Annotated in this window: 24 protein-coding genes; 14 read left to right on the forward strand and 10 right to left on the reverse strand. The window is 35.7% G+C overall.

Features of this window, described 5'->3' with window-relative positions:
- Positions 1–43: 43 nt before the first annotated feature.
- Genes K5781_RS06650 through K5781_RS06660 form a run of 3 tightly spaced genes read left to right on the forward strand, consistent with a single transcriptional unit; the run spans position 44 to position 3397 of the window.
- Positions 44–1954 (forward strand): 2-oxoacid:ferredoxin oxidoreductase subunit alpha, encoded by a 1911-nt coding sequence (locus tag K5781_RS06650; RefSeq protein WP_297442008.1) that lies wholly within the window; start codon positions 44–46, stop codon positions 1952–1954.
- Positions 1944–2906: a 2-oxoacid:ferredoxin oxidoreductase subunit beta gene (locus tag K5781_RS06655; protein WP_297442010.1), complete on the forward strand. Its 963-nt coding sequence runs from the start codon at positions 1944–1946 to the stop codon at positions 2904–2906. Before K5781_RS06650 ends, K5781_RS06655 begins: the two co-directional genes overlap by 11 nt.
- Positions 2907–2956: 50 nt before the next feature.
- Positions 2957–3397 (forward strand): hypothetical protein, encoded by a 441-nt coding sequence (locus tag K5781_RS06660; protein ID WP_297442012.1) that lies wholly within the window; start codon positions 2957–2959, stop codon positions 3395–3397.
- Here the strand turns inward: K5781_RS06660 and K5781_RS06665 are convergent.
- Positions 3390–3923: a hypothetical protein gene (locus tag K5781_RS06665; protein ID WP_297442014.1), complete on the reverse strand. Its 534-nt coding sequence runs from the start codon at positions 3921–3923 to the stop codon at positions 3390–3392. The genes K5781_RS06660 and K5781_RS06665 overlap by 8 nt on opposite strands.
- 95 nt (positions 3924–4018) lie before the next feature.
- On the opposite strand from K5781_RS06665, the gene K5781_RS06670 reads away from it, so the two are divergent.
- Positions 4019–4345, forward strand: a complete 327-nt coding sequence (locus K5781_RS06670) for a hypothetical protein (protein WP_297442016.1) — start codon at positions 4019–4021, stop codon at positions 4343–4345.
- Between the two features lie 2 nt (positions 4346–4347).
- Here the strand turns inward: K5781_RS06670 and K5781_RS06675 are convergent, their stop codons facing one another.
- The 5 genes from K5781_RS06675 to K5781_RS06695 all read right to left on the reverse strand — a co-directional run bounded on the left by K5781_RS06675 (position 4348) and on the right by K5781_RS06695 (position 7382).
- Positions 4348–4902 carry a hypothetical protein gene (locus K5781_RS06675; RefSeq protein WP_366848081.1) on the reverse strand — a complete coding sequence of 185 codons (555 nt, stop codon included), beginning with the start codon at positions 4900–4902 and terminating at the stop codon, positions 4348–4350.
- A gap of 48 nt (positions 4903–4950) precedes the next feature.
- Positions 4951–5727, reverse strand: a complete 777-nt coding sequence (locus tag K5781_RS06680) for a coenzyme F420-0:L-glutamate ligase (RefSeq protein WP_297442020.1) — start codon at positions 5725–5727, stop codon at positions 4951–4953.
- A gap of 167 nt (positions 5728–5894) precedes the next feature.
- The gene (locus K5781_RS06685) at positions 5895–6464 is read right to left on the reverse strand and encodes a hypothetical protein (protein WP_297442022.1); all 570 of its coding nucleotides are present in this window, start codon (positions 6462–6464) and stop codon (positions 5895–5897) included.
- Complete coding sequence (locus K5781_RS06690; protein WP_297442024.1) at positions 6461–6940, reverse strand: hypothetical protein; 480 nt, start codon at positions 6938–6940, stop codon at positions 6461–6463. Before K5781_RS06690 ends, K5781_RS06685 begins: the two co-directional genes overlap by 4 nt.
- Before the next feature lie 142 nt (positions 6941–7082).
- Positions 7083–7382 (reverse strand): hypothetical protein, encoded by a 300-nt coding sequence (locus tag K5781_RS06695; RefSeq protein ID WP_297442026.1) that lies wholly within the window; start codon positions 7380–7382, stop codon positions 7083–7085.
- Between the two features lie 99 nt (positions 7383–7481).
- On the opposite strand from K5781_RS06695, the gene K5781_RS06700 reads away from it, so the two are divergent.
- The 10 genes from K5781_RS06700 (at position 7482) to leuD (K5781_RS06745) (ending at position 15924) form a co-directional block, all read left to right on the forward strand.
- Positions 7482–8582, forward strand: coding sequence for a hypothetical protein (locus K5781_RS06700; protein ID WP_297442027.1), 1101 nt, complete (start codon positions 7482–7484; stop codon positions 8580–8582).
- A gap of 48 nt (positions 8583–8630) precedes the next feature.
- On the forward strand, positions 8631–9146 hold the full coding sequence (locus K5781_RS06705) for a hypothetical protein (protein ID WP_297442029.1): 516 nt from the start codon (positions 8631–8633) through the stop codon (positions 9144–9146).
- Positions 9136–10389 (forward strand): hypothetical protein, encoded by a 1254-nt coding sequence (locus K5781_RS06710; RefSeq protein WP_297442031.1) that lies wholly within the window; start codon positions 9136–9138, stop codon positions 10387–10389. Before K5781_RS06705 ends, K5781_RS06710 begins: the two co-directional genes overlap by 11 nt.
- A gap of 1 nt (position 10390) precedes the next feature.
- A complete protein-coding gene (locus K5781_RS06715; protein ID WP_297442032.1) occupies positions 10391–10774 on the forward strand; it encodes a hypothetical protein in 384 nt (127 codons plus the stop codon).
- Positions 10775–10777: 3 nt separating this feature from the next.
- Positions 10778–11110 (forward strand): hypothetical protein, encoded by a 333-nt coding sequence (locus K5781_RS06720; RefSeq protein ID WP_297442034.1) that lies wholly within the window; start codon positions 10778–10780, stop codon positions 11108–11110.
- A 173-nt stretch (positions 11111–11283) separates the two neighbouring features.
- Positions 11284–11838, forward strand: a complete 555-nt coding sequence (locus tag K5781_RS06725) for a hypothetical protein (RefSeq protein ID WP_297442036.1) — start codon at positions 11284–11286, stop codon at positions 11836–11838.
- 323 nt (positions 11839–12161) lie between these two features.
- The gene (locus tag K5781_RS06730; RefSeq protein ID WP_297442038.1) at positions 12162–13433 is read left to right on the forward strand and encodes a 3-isopropylmalate dehydratase large subunit; all 1272 of its coding nucleotides are present in this window, start codon (positions 12162–12164) and stop codon (positions 13431–13433) included.
- Positions 13430–13921, forward strand: coding sequence for a 3-isopropylmalate dehydratase small subunit (gene leuD / locus K5781_RS06735; protein WP_297442039.1), 492 nt, complete (start codon positions 13430–13432; stop codon positions 13919–13921). The genes K5781_RS06730 and leuD (K5781_RS06735) overlap by 4 nt, the downstream gene beginning before the upstream one ends.
- A 1-nt stretch (position 13922) precedes the next feature.
- Complete coding sequence (gene leuC / locus K5781_RS06740; RefSeq protein ID WP_297442041.1) at positions 13923–15338, forward strand: 3-isopropylmalate dehydratase large subunit; 1416 nt, start codon at positions 13923–13925, stop codon at positions 15336–15338.
- A gap of 1 nt (position 15339) precedes the next feature.
- Entirely contained in the window at positions 15340–15924 is a 585-nt protein-coding gene (gene leuD, locus K5781_RS06745; RefSeq protein ID WP_297442043.1) for a 3-isopropylmalate dehydratase small subunit, read from the forward strand.
- Here the strand turns inward: leuD (K5781_RS06745) and K5781_RS06750 are convergent.
- The 4 genes from K5781_RS06750 to K5781_RS06765 are packed head-to-tail and all read right to left on the reverse strand — an operon-like array spanning position 15902 to position 17908.
- The gene (locus tag K5781_RS06750) at positions 15902–16621 is read right to left on the reverse strand and encodes a nucleotidyltransferase family protein (protein WP_297442045.1); all 720 of its coding nucleotides are present in this window, start codon (positions 16619–16621) and stop codon (positions 15902–15904) included. The genes leuD (K5781_RS06745) and K5781_RS06750 overlap by 23 nt on opposite strands.
- Before the next feature lie 3 nt (positions 16622–16624).
- Positions 16625–17074: a 30S ribosomal protein S9 gene (rpsI, locus tag K5781_RS06755; RefSeq protein ID WP_297442047.1), complete on the reverse strand. Its 450-nt coding sequence runs from the start codon at positions 17072–17074 to the stop codon at positions 16625–16627.
- The gene (gene rplM / locus K5781_RS06760; protein ID WP_297442049.1) at positions 17071–17568 is read right to left on the reverse strand and encodes a 50S ribosomal protein L13; all 498 of its coding nucleotides are present in this window, start codon (positions 17566–17568) and stop codon (positions 17071–17073) included. The genes rpsI and rplM overlap by 4 nt, the downstream gene beginning before the upstream one ends.
- Positions 17561–17908 carry a 50S ribosomal protein L18e gene (locus K5781_RS06765; RefSeq protein WP_297442051.1) on the reverse strand — a complete coding sequence of 116 codons (348 nt, stop codon included), beginning with the start codon at positions 17906–17908 and terminating at the stop codon, positions 17561–17563. Before K5781_RS06765 ends, rplM begins: the two co-directional genes overlap by 8 nt.
- Positions 17909–17921: the final 13 nt, after the last annotated feature.

Consider the following 17921-nt stretch of genomic DNA (forward strand, 5'->3'; position numbering starts at 1 on the left):
TGAACCCTCATACTATTAAAATTCAGAAAAAGAGTGAAAATCAGTGAATAATCTAGATTTTACTTGGTTAATTGGAGGCCCTCAAGGAAGTGGTGTTGAATCTGGAGCTAATATCTTCTCAAAAGTTTGTGCTGAAATGGGATATCAGGTATTTGGCAAACGGGAATTTTACTCAAACATCAAAGGTGAACATAGTTATTTTACAGTAAGAATATCTGACAAGAAAATCAACTCAAATGTTAATGATGTAAATCTCATGGCCTCTTTTGATGCTGAAACAATTTTTCGTCATTATGATGAATTAGTATCTGGTGGAGGAATAATTTATGACTCTGATTTAGAAGAAACAAAAACTGATGCTGTACACACTCTTGACGCACCATTCAAAGAAAGATTACACAAAGAGCTAGAATTAAAAAATAAACCATTTACTGTTGCAGGCGTTTTGGAAATTGCAAAAGAAAACGGGGTGCAATTATTCCCAGTGTCTTTCAAGTCTATACTTGAAACACTTTCTGAAGAAACTGAAAATCCTCGTTTGAAAGGATTGGTAAGAATGTATAATGTAATTGGTGTGTCATTGTCATTGGGATTGGTAAAGATGCCTCCTGATTCATTACAAAAAACAATTGAATCTATTTTTTCAAAAAAACCTGAAATAGCAAAAATAAATCAACAGACTGCAAACTATTCATATAATTTTGCTACTGCAAAATTTGAAAATTTTAAACATACTTTGCCTGGAACAGAAAAAGAACCCAATACCATCTTGGTTCAAGGTTTTCAAGGTACTGCTCTAGGAAAAATGGCGTGTGGTTGCAGATTCCAACCTTACTATCCAATTACTCCTGCATCTGATGAATCTGTTTTCCTGGAGTCAAATGAAATTCTTGAAATAATTGATGACAGGCCTGGCTCTATTGCTGTTGTTCAAACAGAAGATGAAATTTGTGCAATGGGGATGACTATTGGTGGCGCATTAACTGGAACGCGTTCTGCAACATGTACGTCTGGTCCTGGATTCGCTTTAATGACTGAGATGTTGGGTTGGGCCGGCATGAATGAAGTTCCTGTAGTGATAACAAACTATCAGAGAAGTGGGCCCTCTACAGGATTGCCTACACGACATGGTCAAGATGATTTATTGTTCTCTGTATATGCAGGACATGGAGATTTTCCCAAAATCGTTTATGCATCTGGAGACATTGAAGAAAGTTTCTATGATACTGGAAACTGCTTTAATTATGCAGAAATTTTTCAAGTTCCTCTAATTCATCTGATGGACAAGTTTCATGCCAGTTCTGTAATAACCTGTAAAAGATTTGATCCTCAAAAAATGTCTATCAATAGAGGTAAACTATTAGAAAAAGTAGATGATGATTACAGACGATTTGAATTTACAGAAGATGGAATCTCCCCTCGCTCTAGATTGGGAATTGACAATGGTATATTTTGGAATACTGGGGATGAATCAGATGAATCTGGTCATATTACAGAAGATCCAGTATTGCGTGTAAAAATGATGGATAAGAGAATGTCTAGGCTAGACTTTATTTTAAAAGAAATTCCTGAAAGTGAACAAGCAAAATCATTTGGTGTCAAAGAGCATACAATAATTTCATGGGGTTCTGCAAAAGGTCCTATTTTAGATGCCATAGAAATGCTGGAAAATGAGGGGATTTCGATTGGTTTTGTTCAATTAAAGCTGTTACACCCATTTCCAGCTGATTACATCAAAAACATGCTAAAAGATGCCAAAACGATTATTGATGTTGAAGCAAATCATTCGGGACAATTAGGAAAACTATTCAAACAAAATACTGGTAGAGATGTTGATTACTTTATCTTAAAATACTCTGGAAGAGCAATGACAAGTACAGAAGTTTATGATTCTCTTAAAAAAATTATTCAAAACAAAGCAAACAAACGTGAGGTTCTAATGCATGGCGCTTAAACTTGCTGACTACAAAACAGATGTGCACAATGATTGGTGTCCTGGATGTGGAGATTTTGGTATAGTAAATGCAATTCAAATGGCATTAGCTGAAATGGGAATTGAGCGTGATAAGGCTGCAATGTTTTCAGGAATTGGTTGTTCTGGTAAAACATCTCATTACATCAATACGTATGGTGTTCATACATTACACGGAAGAGTTTTGACTTTTGCACAAGGTGCAAAAATTGCAAATCCTGAGATGACTGTTGTTGCAGTAGGTGGTGACGGTGATGGATTAGGAATTGGTGCCGGTCATTTTGTTGCAGCAGGAAGAAGAAATGTCGATATGACATACATTATTTTTGATAATGGCGTATATGGTTTAACGAAAGGTCAGGCATCTCCTACCTTGAAACTAGGCGAGAAGACAAAATCATTGCCAACTCCAAATACTAATTCAAATGTGAATCCAATTGGATTAGCAGTTGCATCTGGATTTACATTTGTAGCTCGTGGATATTCATATGATATCAAACATCTCAAAAATTTGATAATTCAAGCTGTTAATCATAAGGGTCTTTCTTTTCTTGATGTTTTACAACCTTGTCCAACTTACAATGATCTTAACACAAGGGATTGGTATGCAGGAGTAGATTTAGTTGACGAAGCTCAAAAAAGGCATTCTAGAATATACAAACTAGAAGAGCAAGGATTTGAACCAACAGTACATTATGACTCTGAAGCTGAAGTAAACGAAAAACTATCTCAGGCTTTGATTAAATCCCTAGAGTGGGGAAACAAGATCCCAATTGGAATCTTTTACAAAAATGAATTAATTTCCCCTTACACTCAAAGAATTAAAGACAAGATTCCAAACTATTTGGAAAACTCTCCTGCAAAACAAAATATCTCTAAAGATGGTCATCCTAATACTGATATTTCACAGATATTAGATTCTCTTGAAGTATAGTTTTTCTACTTAACCTAAGAAGTTATAGGCAAGTTTCGTAGAATATTATTTTGCATTTGAACATTAATGAGGCAAATAAAATATTTAGAAAATCTATTATCAAAGGTTTCTTTGAACCAGAACTTCTAAATCTAGATTTTAAAAAATCTCCCGTAAAACATCCTTCCATCACTGATGACGGTCTTATGCAATCTGATTTACTACATGTATTTTTTGATGTTGAAACTGGTTCTGATTATCCTGATGGCGATGAATGGTTTATTGTAGAATTACTGTTTCCTCATGATGTTAAACTTCCTGATTCTTTGAAAGGAACTGATTATTTTACAACCTTGTCTATTGAGGATGGAAAGACTTACTGGCATCATCGTGAATTGATTCGTTACAAGTATGGAAAATCTAAAAAATTACTTGATGCCTTGGACTTTTTAGAATCAAAATACAAAGAACTTCACGAATTACTTGAACCATTACAAAAAGATCTCAAGTAATTTCATTCCAAGAATCTCCTCTGAACGTATATTTTTTATTTTCAGATAGAGCTGTATCTAAACGCCATCTGATTGATTGAGAATCAAATTTATACATAATTACTGAAATGTCTGATGGAATTTTTTCTGGATTTAGATGATATGGTAATAATTCTAAAACAAAATCAATTTTTTCTAGTGCATTATCAAACCATTGTTTATCTTCAATGTCGATGGTGAAAATAATTTTTGGGTTTCCTGAAAAATTAATGATAATTTTTAATGCATTTCCACTACCTCGTCTTCGTTTCATCTCTTTGAAAACAGCTTTGACTTTTTCCCATCGTTTAAAATCAAACCACTGGAAAAACTCTTCATTGAATTGAAGTGGAATGTCAATATCCAAGAAACTAACAAAATTTTCATCATCTGCCTCTATTTCATCTTGGATTATCGTAAAATGTGAATTCAAAAACCCATAGAGAACTTCAATCTCCCAAGGTGAAATTCCATAGTAGCGTAATGTTGTTTTCACATTCTCTGTCAATGATATAAAATCTCGAAAATTGTAATTAAAGCTTCAAAACTGGTGCAAATCCACCTTAAAATTAAAATTATATGGAATGATACTCAATTTTAGATATGAAGAAAGAATATGTAGTAAAAAGCATTGATTCTGCACCTGATGGAGCACCATATGTCGTAGTTTCATTATCTTCTCTTAAAGATCTAAAAGAAGGAAATACTGCTCAACAACCTCCCTTTGGAACTCCCAAAGTAATGGGATTTTCAAACATGAATGATATGATGAAGGATCTAAACAAGATGATGTCTGGATTAGGTGGAGCCGGAATGCAATCTGGAATTACTCAACTAAAACTTGAGATGCATGAATACAAAGAGATGAATCTTTCAGTTGGAGACAAGGTCTTTTTAGAACTAAGTAAAGCCGAATCTTTAGGCGTCTAGTTTTACCAGATTGTATTGAAATATTTCCAACCATAGAATGCAGCAATTGTTCCAATGACAAATAGCATTGGTTTCCATGCAAATACTGGGATGCTTGGTGTTGCAAGCTTTACTTTGTAATTATCAACTATTGCATTGACATTTTTCTTAATTTTATCATGCCAAATATTGTAATCTACTTGATATTTTTTTAAAATTTCTTCTACTTCATAAATTACTGGTGTTCTTTGTGAAAACAAATGTTGAAGATAATCTCTTGAAACCTCTACTTCTGCATGAATGCCGATTAAACCTTTTTTCAAATCAACCATTCTCACATGCATTTCCCATGGTTTTTTTAATTTGAGATTTAGTCCATTTCCAATTTGATCAGGTTGTTTGTGTTCAAATTTTACTTTGGTAAATCCTTCATCTTTGAAAATTTTCATTAGCTCATCAAAGCTTTTCTTAACTACAATGTGGAGCTGTTCTACTCCTTCTTTACTATCTACATCAATTCTGTGTTTGATTCCGTCAAAAAATGACACTGTTTTGGGATATGTAGTCAGATATTCCATTATTTTTTCCATCAAATGCCTCTATTTAAAGCAGAACCAAAATTTAGGTTAGGGTTTTGGTGGATTTGACAAGCCTCTGACATACACACATTGATCCGGAGATATTGCCATTTCTGATGAGTTGATTTTTCTGTCTGTAAGCTTTGCACCAGAGTTTCTAATAATTGCAAATGGTTTTGATTCTGCACCTTCGCCCATCTTGTGATTTCCTATTGTTGCAAGATTGTCTACCACTGCTTGAAATGTTACTTTAAGTGGATTTCCATCAAGATCTTTTTTTGCTCTCATGTCTAGTACTGGTTCTATTCCAGCACAAGATATTGCAACACCTGAAGTTCCAATTCTTGCTGGCATTAGTCTGCTGTCTACCAAAATTATTCCAACATGGATGAAGAATTTCAAGAAAATTTTTCTGCGAATCTCTTCTGCAATTTGGTAAGGGTTGTTTGGATACAGAATTGCTCTTCCCTTTCTTGCATTTGATTTATCAATTCCTGCATTGGGTGCCATGATGTTATCTGCCGATGTGATAACAAATCCTCCGATACCTCCAAAAATTTTGTCTGATTCTCTAATGATTATTTCTGCAATTTCTGATTTTAATTGGAATGATTTTGCAATCTTTAATCCTTCTTCTGATGTATGAATATTATCTAAATCTACAATTCGTCCTTGTGAATTTGAGATATATTTTGTAGAAATTACTATTACGTCTCCATCTTCTAAGGCTGCATTGTTTTTTTCTAATGCTTCTAGTAATGCCTCAAAAACATCAAATTTTTCTTCTTTTCTTTCAGCTAAAAGTGGTAAAACTGTCAGTTCCACAGTTTCTTGATAATTCTTTTTCTTTTTTATTGTTCTGAAATTGATCTTTTTTCATAATTACTGAATCTGACAAAAAATGTCTGAGAGTATCAGAATTACAAAAAGTCTACATTCATTACCCTGTGGTTTGTCGCACCTACGCGTTTCTGTTTGTTATGCCTAACAGACTATGGTGTCTCTTCAGAAATATCGTTTACCGTGACATAGACCCGAAAGTCATTTTCATCTATCTTGACTGAAATATCATCAATTGTGGAATAGTATTTCTTGTTGTCATCAGAGTCCTTTAGGTCCCGTGTAGTGAGCAATCCGTGAGATATCAGGTATGATATGTTCTCAGACAGTGACAGGCTGCCATATCTGGTTCTTGATGCAATCTCCCATAGTGTAAGTGGATAGTCAAATGCAATATCTAAGATGTGCTTTTTTAGAGGATCATCATATGCATTTAAAATTGCATTTTTCAGTGACTCGTCTTTGATTTCTATTTTGTGTTTTGACTGTGACTCTAGGTGACATATCTTCTCTAGGGTCTTTTTTATTTTAGATGAGCCATCATCTCCCAGAACTTTTTCTGTAATGCATTCAAACTTTTCAAAGTCTTTTAGCGATGATGCAAGTGTAATTTGATACTGTTCAAACAAGTCGTCCTTGATTTTTGCAATATCGTCATCGTCTACAAAATTTGTAAATGTCTTCTCAAAAGGTGTGGCAAGGAGAGTTTCCATTGCAGTCATGGATAAACTGGCTCTCCTAATCTTGGTTTGGGTAAACGTGACAGGTTTACCTGCAGTCTTATCTGGCTGATTTTAGTTGATACACTAAACTCTGCCTTTGAAATTATTTTGTCAAACACTCTTACCCTTTTTTCCGTTTTTGTAAATCCTACTGGCAAGATGAATCCGTCTTGTAGCAGCTCATTGAACTTGCGGTATGCTGATGACAGTGATGCTTCACACTTTTGCAACAGCTCGTCTTTTGCAATTGGCTTGTCAATGTGCAACAGAATTTTTCGCTTTACAGGATCACTGTAAATGTCGATAATTTTTTCTGCAAGATTGTGCTCGTACAGCTCAATCCATAAAGTATAGTCATGATCCTTGCTTATTGCCAGTGCCGATTTTATTGTTAGTCTTGGAAATTTGTTCTCACATGCAAGCATTGTTCTTTGACCTGGTTCTAGATGATCATTTGCATTTCGAATTGTATCCATGCATAACAGTTGGGAAAATTGGTTTGGCATTGTACCATATTATAGGTCAAAATCTTACTTAAGAAATTCTACTTTTTGTTATTTTTGAAAAAATTTTTTTTGTTTATATACAAGCAAAAATTTAGGCACAAAAAAGGGGGTTTTAGCCCCTTCCAATTGCGGCATATTTGCCGTTTCTGCCACGAAGAAAGAACATTGCAGCAATTCCGCCAAAGACTCCTGCAGACAAGACAGATGCTCCAACTATCCCGTCAGCTGCAAATACTGGAGTGCCAGAACCCATGGCGTCTTCCTGTGTTGCAATCTCTACTTTGATCTTTGAATCTCTCATTCCTTCGTACAGCCCTTTCTCAGAAATATCGTATTGCGCAAATGCTGGCTGTATCATTACTGCCATCAGTGCAAGTGATATTCCTGCAAACAAAACAGATTGTTTTTGCATGACAGCACATATGTATCCGTATGATAAAAAACACAAATCATTTTCTCAATAAAAATAATTTCTTGTCTTTGTTTTATGTAATTGTGAGAAATGTAATACATGTACAAAATGTTTGTTATGATTTTAGTGTTGGTTATGGTGTCATCGTCTGTGAATCATGTATATGCTGCACAACTCGATGCTGCAATCGCAAAAGATTCCCAAGAGTTTACTCCAACATACCAGTTTACAAGAATCATTACCATTAACCATGATGGTGATTCCGAACTGGAACAATTGATTGAAAATGACAAAATATTTTTTGATATTAACAAAGATAATACTGCAATAGTCTCTCAGATAAATTCAGAGATTAGGCAAAAATCTTTTGCAAAGGTTACTGATGTAACTGGAACATATTCTGCAATCATATCTGTTCAGGAAAAATCAATCGGAATTGAATACAGAATAATTCTAAAACCCACAATCCAAAATCACTTTGTTGGTGATTTTGATACTTTGGATTCACAGTGGAGGGGCTTTTCCATAGATGATGCCATTCCTGTAGATACAATTCACGGTGTATATGATATCAATTCTCCTGCCAGCGCACTTGCATTATCTAATGTAAAAGCACTAGAGTATCTATCTGGTACTGGCGCCATGGAGGTTCTCCAGACTCCTCTAATTGATGCTGCAGGAATTTCTCAATTTCCTCTACATCGATGGGAATCTATGTTTGATCCTACTGCCAAGATGAGCGAGACTGCTGATTTTGGTTTCTCAGGCACGGTAATTACCAATTATTCCATGGGGATTTGTACTGTCTACCTTGGATTGTGCGAAGACAAGGAGATGTATCTGGAATTTACGATAGATGGGGAAGATTATTCAATTCGCTCAATAGAATCCCAAGACGATGCCACAATTGTCATTGAAGGATATGTCAGCGAATCAAAACTAGGTCAAGTCGAGATATTTGCAATTCAGGATGCTCCTATGATTGATCCGGAAAATGACATGCAGGCAGTTACACTGTATGGTATGGCAGGGCTGGGAGTTGCAGCAACTGTTGCATTCTTTGTGGTTAGTGACAGAAAGGCAAAACGAACCAGCTCAGAGCAGACTGGGATTGATCCTGCCAATTTACAATCTGTTCCAATATCAAGCTCCGCTGGAGGATACAGGACAAACAGAGGAACATCGCAACTAAAGAATTAAGTTGAGAATCCTTTATCTGTCTCTTCTCAAGGATGAAAAACAATTCAAATGAAAACTAGACTTTTGCTAATTATTGTTGCACTTGTACTTGTTCCGTTGACATCTGAAGTTTTTGCAGATCAAGTCAAAGTAAAGTTTGGAGAAACTGTTTCATATGAAAATCTGAAATTTTATTTCTATGATATAGAAGATTCTCGTTGTCCGCTAGATGTTACCTGCATTTGGGAAGGTAGAGTTTTGACAATGATACGCATTAGCAATGAGACTATTTCAGTTGGAGGAGGATCTGAAATGGATGTGCCTATGACTTTTTTTGAGCCATACAAAATTACTCTGGTTGGTGTAGAGCCACATCCAATCAGCACTGAAAAGCCTGACTATGTGGCAACACTAGAGATAGAAAAGCAAAAACCAAAACCCTCTGACTTTCGTGACTTGCAGACAGATGAGACAATATCTAATCCCGAGGTCATGATCATTATTCAAAGCCTTGGCGCAATTCTGATTGCATTGTTTATCATAATTTATGCAGTAAAGAAGAGAATGAAGAAAAATGAAAAATAGCATTCTGATAATTATTGCAATTGTTTCTGTTTGTATTATTGCTGCAGCAACTGTTGGTGCTCTAGAATACCAATCAGCATACAGTGAAAACTGCACTTCTGATGGTGGCCATGTTACTGGATTCTTGCGTTGCACATATGTCAATGAGGATTTTTCTGATCCTAGAATTACAGGAAAGATGGCACAAGAGATTTGTTCTATAACAGGAGGAGAGTGTCCATCAAACTATCCTGCAAACGTTATGGAGGATGGTTCTAAGATGGTAGGGGTTACAATTTGGAATGCCAAAACAAACTCTGAGAAATCATACGTCTTTACAATTGCAAACAATACCATAAGCTACAAACTAACTGAGAATATTTTTGATTCATCCCAAATCAGCTTAATGCAACCAAACTCTATGGAATTTTTTTACTATCCAAATCCTGAGGATACTGAGAACCGAGATGTATTTCAGAAATTTATCTTGATTCGACTTCCTGAAGAACTAGGTGGCAGTGCAAATGATGTTTCGGCATTTAGGGCATACAGTGCAGTGTCTCTTAGTGATCATTGTCTTGTAAAGTACTGGCCTGATGCTGGACGGAAAAGAATGGAGAATCCTTGCTGGGGAGATCTGTATCGTGCAGTCGATGGCGTACAGATGGCAGCAATTGATTCAGGCCGTGTTGCATTTTCTCCAAATGCTTTGCCCTATCTTGAACTGTCTGCTGATCATAGTGGCTCTTTGTTTGTAGAACCGCCAACATGGACTTTGGATGAGAATGGTGTAATCGGCGTTGGCAGACATGTATCTATGGAGCAAGTACGTGATGGCTCACAAATGTTAGTTGACTCTGCAATGGAATCTCATCCCAACTATCCAGAAATTCCTGTAACTATAGGTGCCTACACTTTAACCCAAATTCATTTCTCTCATGGCATGGAGGCAATGTATCTTGATTTCTCACCTGTTTCCGACTATCTGTATCTTGAAGTTGCTAGAGGAACAGCAAAAGATCAACAAAGTTTTGAGGTATGGCAGATTGATGATATTCTTATTCAGTTTAGAGGTTCAGGTTTTGACAAAAATAAAGCCACTCCGTATTTCAAGCAGTACAAGGCGGTTTTCTCCCTTGATGGATTTAGATTTACACTTGAAGGCAAGGACCTGGAACTGATGAAACGCGGGATTGTTGCAACCTTTTTCCCAGAACATTCCTATGATGATTTGGTTTTGATATCTGGCATGGTGGAAAAATAACATGAATACTTTCAAGCTGCAACAATTGACAATCAAAAAAATCAATATGCTAATTGAACAAAAAATTGGAGATAAAGACCGCCTTGAGCAAATCCAAATGAAGATTGCCCGTGACCTTCCAATGTTTTCAGAAAACCAAGCATATGTTGATTCACTAGTTTTGGATAATCTCTCTGATGGTGACATAGAGTCCATAAAAAAAGATGTAGAGTCTGCAATACTTGAAAAGTCAGAACTTGATGAGCAGCAAATGTTTCACTGTATTTGTTGTGGAAATGCAAACAAATCTCTTGATAATGGAGGCATGTGTGGTACTTGCTATCTTGATTACAATGTCAAAATTTCAAGATTCATCACAAAGCCTACTGGTAGGATGATGTTTTAGTATATGAAAACCAGATACAAGATAATTCTTGTAATAGGAATTTTTGCCTTGTTTTATGTTACAGTTCCGTTGTTTTCCAAACACTGTACTGAAGTATCTGAAGACTGTACTGTATTTTGGCAATTGATGCATCAAACACGAGCCGGAATAGTTACCAATTCGCTAGGGGAGGGAATTGGAGAATGGAGTGGGACTGCTCAAGGGATGGAAACTCCAACTGTTGCTGACCAACTGCGTGTGAATATTCCATTTATTCAGACAATGATAATTCCACCTCTTGTAATTATCAGTGTGATAGTTTTTTGGGATAGACGAAAATCAAAACTCTTGGAATAAACATACTATAATTAATTAGAATTCCTTATCAACTTTGTAGAAACCAAGAATTTGTAATGAACCCAGTTAACTCTCTCTTTATAATTAGCACAGTACTTGTTCCTCTGTTACTGATATCTCTAAACTATTCTGTAATCGATGATTTCTATTCATATTCAGTTCCATTGAACAGTATGAAAATTGACACTCACACATTCACTGATGATCCTGATATTTTTCACAAGACTCTGAACAAAAAAGATTCTACTTGCTTTACTACTCTAAATGGAAATTTCTTCTGCTATGAGTATCCTCGAATCTATGAAGATTCTGCCATTTCATACGTTCGAGGAATTTCGGGAATTGATGGCGAATTACATTTTGATCCTATCGAGCGAGGTGTAGGATATTTTACAATGAAAAACATGACTGTGATTTTCGGAGATACTGCACTTGTAACATTTGCAGACAAGAATTATCGTGTTGGAAACAAAGACAGGACAACTTATGAGATAACAGACAACTTTGAATTTTCAGCAGTAATTGAAAAATATGATACATTTATCGCCAAATGCAATTCTTATGATGGAACAAGTGTAACGGTCGTGCAATATCTTGGTATAGTTACAATAAATGGCATAGAATATTTTGCAACATGGCATACTCCTGCATCTTCTGATGTTGGAGTAAAATGCAAATACCCTGAGATTATCCAGCATAGCTTGAATTATAATTTTGGAGATTTGTAAAAATGAAAACTAGGCTTTTGATAATCCCTTTACTGCCTGTATATGTGAACCATCTGGATTAATCAAGAAATTGACAGAATAACTAAATAATGAATCATTGATCTGAACAAATCATTCATGAATTTTATAAGCAGAAATTGATTATGCTATAGTATGTCAAATGATGAATCATGGGAAGAATTGCTGGGATTGTCTTGGACTATAATTGATGACGAGTAATTTTTAATTTATTTCTATTTTATTTTCATCTAACTTTTGATTTCTAATCTCTGACACTTGGATATCTGAAAAGCTTTTAATCTGTAGAGCAGGCTTTTTTTATCATGAATATTACTGAGAAGATTCTTGCAAAGGGTGCGGGAAAGTCTTCTGTTTCTCCAGATGATGTGGTTTTTGCCAAAGTAGACAAGGTAATGGTACATGATGTCTCAGGACCAGGCGTGATTAAGGTATTTGATAAACTAAAGAAGCAAGGAATTTCAGTTGATAAATTATGGGATCCAACAAAGGTTTGGGTAGCAGAAGATCACTTTGTCCCATCTGCCGAAAAAGCATCAGCTGAAAACATCGTAAAACTATCAAACTTTACAAAAAATTATGGAATTGCAAAGCATTTCAAATATGGAATGGGCCAATATGGAATTTGTCATACTATATCTCATGAAGAAGCTATGGTTATGCCAGGTGATGTCTATGTGGGAGGAGATTCTCACACAAACACCACGGGAGCATTAGGTGCATTTGCATGTGGTCTAGGACATACTGATGTTGCTTATGTTTTATTGAATGGAAAAATTTGGTTCAAGGTTCCAGAAACTTTCTACTTTAAACTAAATGGAAAACTGCCTGACCATGTAATGGCAAAGGATCTAATCTTAAAAATTATTGGAGAGATTGGAACTGACGGAGGTGCATATCAGACAATGCAGTTTGGAGGATCAGGTGTAGACGCAATGTCTGTAGAAAGTAGATTGACTTTGTGTAATATGACTACAGAAGCTGGCGCAAAGAATGGAATTGTTGAACCTGACCAAAAGGTAGTTGATTATCTTACTCAAAGAGGTGCATCTAATTTCAATTTGATCAAAGGCGATGATGATGCAGAATATTCCAAGGTCTTTGAATTTGAAAGTTCTGAAATGGAACCAACTATCGCAAAACCATTTTCTCCAGAAAACACATGCGTTGTAAGAGAAGCTCCTTCAGTTGAATTGGACAAGTCTTACATCGGCTCATGCACTGGAGCAAAGTATGAAGATTTGGAAGCTGCCGCGAGAATACTCAAAGGAAGAAAAGTAAAGATCAGAACCGAAATTTTACCTGCAGCAATTTCAATTTATCAGAGAGCTATGGAGAATGGCTTGTTGAAAATTTTCTTAGATGCAGGCGTAACTGTAGGACCTCCAACTTGTGGGGCCTGCTGCGGAGCCCATATGGGAGTATTGGCAAAGGATGAAATCTGTATCAGTACAACAAACAGAAATTTCCCAGGAAGAATGGGCCACGTAGAATCTCAGACATATCTATCATCTCCTTTAGTTGCAGCAGCTTCTGCAGTAACTGGAAAAATTACTGATCCGAGGGATTTGAAATGAAAGGTAATGTCATAAAATATTCTCAAGATAACGTCGACACTGACGTAATCATTCCGGGTCAGTACCTCAAAGTTCACGATTATGCAGAACTTGCAACACATGCAATGGAGGGATTAGACCCTGATTTTCATTCCAAAGTAAAAGAAGGTGATTTTATTTTATCTGGTAAAAATTTTGGTTGTGGTTCATCTCGTGAACACGCTCCAATTGCATTGTCTCATTCTGGAATCAAGGCAGTTCTTGCGTTGTCTTTTGCAAGAATTTTTTATCGCAATTCAGTTGATGGTGCATTTTTGTTACCTATTGAGATTGAACAAGATGCATATGATGGAATTTCAGAAGGAGATGAAATAGACATTGATGTTGAATCAAATCAAATTAAAAACATTACAAAAAATCAAACATACAAAATGAAACCCTTTTCAGAAATTATCGGAAAGATAATTGCTGCTGGTGGATTATTCAAGTATAACCCTGATCAGGATTAAAATGGGAAAAACTCTTTTCGAAAAGATTTGGGAATCACATGTTGTTGTAGAAAAACAAAACGATCCTTCTCTAATTTACATAGACAGGCATCTTGTTCATGAGGTAACTTCCCCACAAGCTTTTGAAGGATTGCGAATTAACAAAAGAAAGGTTCGTAGACCTGACCTTACCATTGCTACAATGGATCACAATGTTCCAACCACTGACCGTACGTTGCCTATTTTAGATCAAACCTCTTCTGTTCAAATCCAAACTTTGGAAAAAAACTGCAAAGATTTTGGAATAAAATTATTTGATATTACTAGTCCTAATCAGGGAATTGTTCATGTAATTGGGCCTCAATTGGGCATTACCTTACCTGGAACAACCATTGTTTGTGGCGATAGTCATACATCAACTCATGGTGCCTTTGGAGCTTTAGCGTTGGGGATTGGAACAAGTGATGTTGAACATGTTTTGGCTTCTCAGACCATGTGGCTTGAAAAGCCTATTCCGTTTGAAATTAGAGTTGAAGGCAAACGAAAAAACCCTCACGCTGTAACTGCTAAAGATATTGTGTTGTCTATTATCAAACACATTGGAACTGGTGGTGGAACTGGAACTGTAATTGAATATCGCGGTGAGGGAATTACTGATCTTTCAATGGAGCAAAGAATGACTATTTGTAATATGTCCATTGAAGCTGGGGCTCGTGCAGGTCTTATCGCTCCAGACGAAAAAACATTTGATTATCTTAGAGGAAGAGAATACACTCCAAAAAATTATGAGTCCTTAGTTGATGATTGGAGAGAACATCTAAAGACAGACAGTGATGCAAAATTTGAAAAACAATTTACATTGCACATAGATGATATTGCACCCCAAGTTAGCTGGGGAACCAATCCTGGAATGACTTGTGATGTGACAGAATCTGTTCCATCTCCTGATGATTTTTCAAAGGGTGATCCTAATCAAAAGAAAGGTGCAGAAAAAGCACTTGATTACATGGATTTAAAACCTGGAACTCCTATGGAAGAAATCAAAATAGATAGAGTGTTTATTGGTTCTTGTACTAATGCAAGATTAGAAGATCTTATTGAAGCATCCAAAGTTATCAAAGGGCAAAAAGTATCTTCTCATGTAAAGGCCATGGTTGTTCCTGGTTCTCAGATGGTAAAAAAACAAGCTGAAGAAATGGGCTTGGATAAAATTTTCATAAATGCAAATTTTGAATGGAGAGAAGCTGGTTGTAGCATGTGTCTTGGAATGAATCCTGATATTTTATCTCCAGGTGAACGTTGTGCAAGTACTTCTAATAGAAATTTTGAAGGCAGGCAAGGAACTGGTGGTAGAACACATTTGGTTAGTCCTGTAATGGCAGCAGCAGCAGCTATCAAAGGCCATTTTGTAGATGTTAGGAAGATGGATTTGAATTAACATGGAACCTTTCAAAAAAGTAACTAGTATTGTAACCCCTCTTGACAAGGTAAATGTAGATACAGATCAAATTGTTCCAAAACAATTTTTAAAATTAGTTCAAAAATCTGGGTTTGGCAAGTTTTTGTTTTATAATTGGAGATACGATGAGAATGAAAATAAAAAATCTGATTTTATCTTAAATGATTCTAAATTTGAGAATTCCAAAATTTTGGTAGCTGGAGATAATTTTGGATGTGGTTCTAGTCGTGAGCATGCAGTATGGGCTTTGCTTGACTATGGGTTTTCAGTAATAATTGCCCCTTCTTTTGCAGATATCTTCTATAGTAATTGCTTCAAGAATGGAATTTTGCCCATTACTTTGGATGAAAATACTGTAGAAAAACTACAAAACGAATCTGGAGAAATTGAAGTGGATCTAGAAAATCAATCTATCGCCACTTCTTCCAAGAAGATATCTTTTGAGATTGATTCTTACAAGAAAAAAATTCTCTTAGAGGGACTAGATGATATTGCACAAACTCTTCAATACGAAGATAAAATATCTGCTTTTGAGAAAGAATCTAAAATCCCATCTGTTTTATAATCTTCTTTACTGTCTTTTCATTTCTTTCTAAATATGTTGGTGACTCTGCATCAATCCATTCATTGTTTTCAATGTCTAAAGCACTGATTTTTCCTTCCTTTGATAATGGCTGTAAAATATCATATGATAAATTGATCTCTTTTTGTTTTTGTTTTGATTTTATTTTTTTGATGATATCTTTTCCTAGCATATAGATTCCTAAGCATTCTGATAATTGTAATTTCATAACTGGTTTTTCTTTGAACTCTGTAATGATTCCGTTTTCTACTGCTGCAAATCCTGTTTCTTCTTTTCTTTTAGTCCTAGTTGCAATACATGCTGAGCTTTTCTTCTCTTTGAACAATTCTCGCATTTTTTTCAAGTCTATGGCACATAGATTATCTACAAACCATAACACAAATTCAGATTCTTTTCCTAGTTTATTTTCAATATGTAGAAGATCTCCGCCAGTTCCGCTTTGGGAATCTTGAACAAATGTGATGTTTTTCTGATTTTCAAAATAGTTCTTGATTTGACCTCCTAAGCCATTAAAATCTGAAATAATGATCACTCCATCAATAAAACTAAATGATTTTAGATATTTTACCACATAATCTATCACTGGCTTGCCGTTGATGGGGATCATAGCTTTTGGAAAAAATTCTGTATATGGTTTGCCTCTTGTTCCCTTGCCTCCGGCAAGAATTACAGCTTTCACAGTCTAACGGTATGATTTCTGCTTTCTTCTTCTTGCACCAGGTCCGCCAAATTTCTTTGGTTCTTTTCTTCTGGCGTCTCCACTGACTAGGTATTTATCAAAATCAGTGATTCTTTTTCTAAGGTCTTCTCTAGTTGATTTAGGGAAAGGATGGTCTTTTGGATCTTTTTTGGATTTAGTCCATCCTGTTAAGGCTCTTGAAATTCCGGTAGCTGCTGCACTGGCTTGTCCCATAAATCCTCCACCTCTTACTCTTACAGAGATATCTATTTTGTCTCTCAAATCTCCTGTAATTTCTAATGGTGCTAAAATGACTTCACGTGCAGTTTCTTGTGGAATCATTTCTACTGGAATATTGTTAATTCTAATTTTTCCTTTACCTTTAGTAATGTAAACATGAGCACTAGCTGTTTTTCTTGTTGCAAAGTAGATTTCAGTTTTTGGAGTTGTCATTCAGTCCACCCTATTACTCTACATAGTTCTCCAAGTGCTGTATAATTTGATGGAGTTTTTCTAATCATAGCTTTTTCAAATTGAATTTTTTCAAGTGATTTGACTTCTTTTGGAGAGCCAATGTATGTTCTTAATCTCTGATGGGCTTCCTTGCCTGATGGTTTTCTATCATATGGAAGCATTTGACGAATCATCTTTGCCATTACTGTATCTGGTCTTCTGTAGTGTACTGGTCCGTGTTTGTAATTGATGATGCTGTTAATTTCTAAAAATTCTCTATACTCTTTAATTTGATTACTTCTTGTTCCACTCATCATGATTTTTTCACAATTTACAACTGATACTCTGTTTCCTTTGATTAACAATTTTGCAACGTTTGATGCTAATCTTCCTGCTATGTGGTTAGTTGCATCTATTACAATTGGTCTGTCAGTTCTTACAACTGTCTCTTGTTTTGATGCTCCCTTTGGTCTGTTTAATCTTCCATTAGCCAAGTAATACAACTCCTTTCCCTGTTGGATTCTGTTCAATTAAATCTGAATGTGTGATAATTTTTCCGCCTTTTTCAATGATTTTGTTTGCAGCAGATTCTGAAATTGAGAATGAGAATAATGTGATTTTGTGAGAAATATTTCCTGTGCCGAGAATTTTGCCTGGGAATACTACGATGTCGTTTTCTTTAGTTAGCTGATCCACTCTGTTCAAGTTAAGATCTCTTCTTGCAATGGATGGTTTTAATGCATATTCTGCCAATTTAGCCCAAATTGGTGCATCGTTTTTGGATGATGCTTTCTTTAGATCTTTGGCCATATGTATAACGACTTGATTAGTCATGTGAATAATGCGG

This window comes from Nitrosopumilus sp. (genome assembly GCF_025699255.1).
In the GTDB taxonomy this organism is placed as follows: domain Archaea; phylum Thermoproteota; class Nitrososphaeria; order Nitrososphaerales; family Nitrosopumilaceae; genus Nitrosopumilus.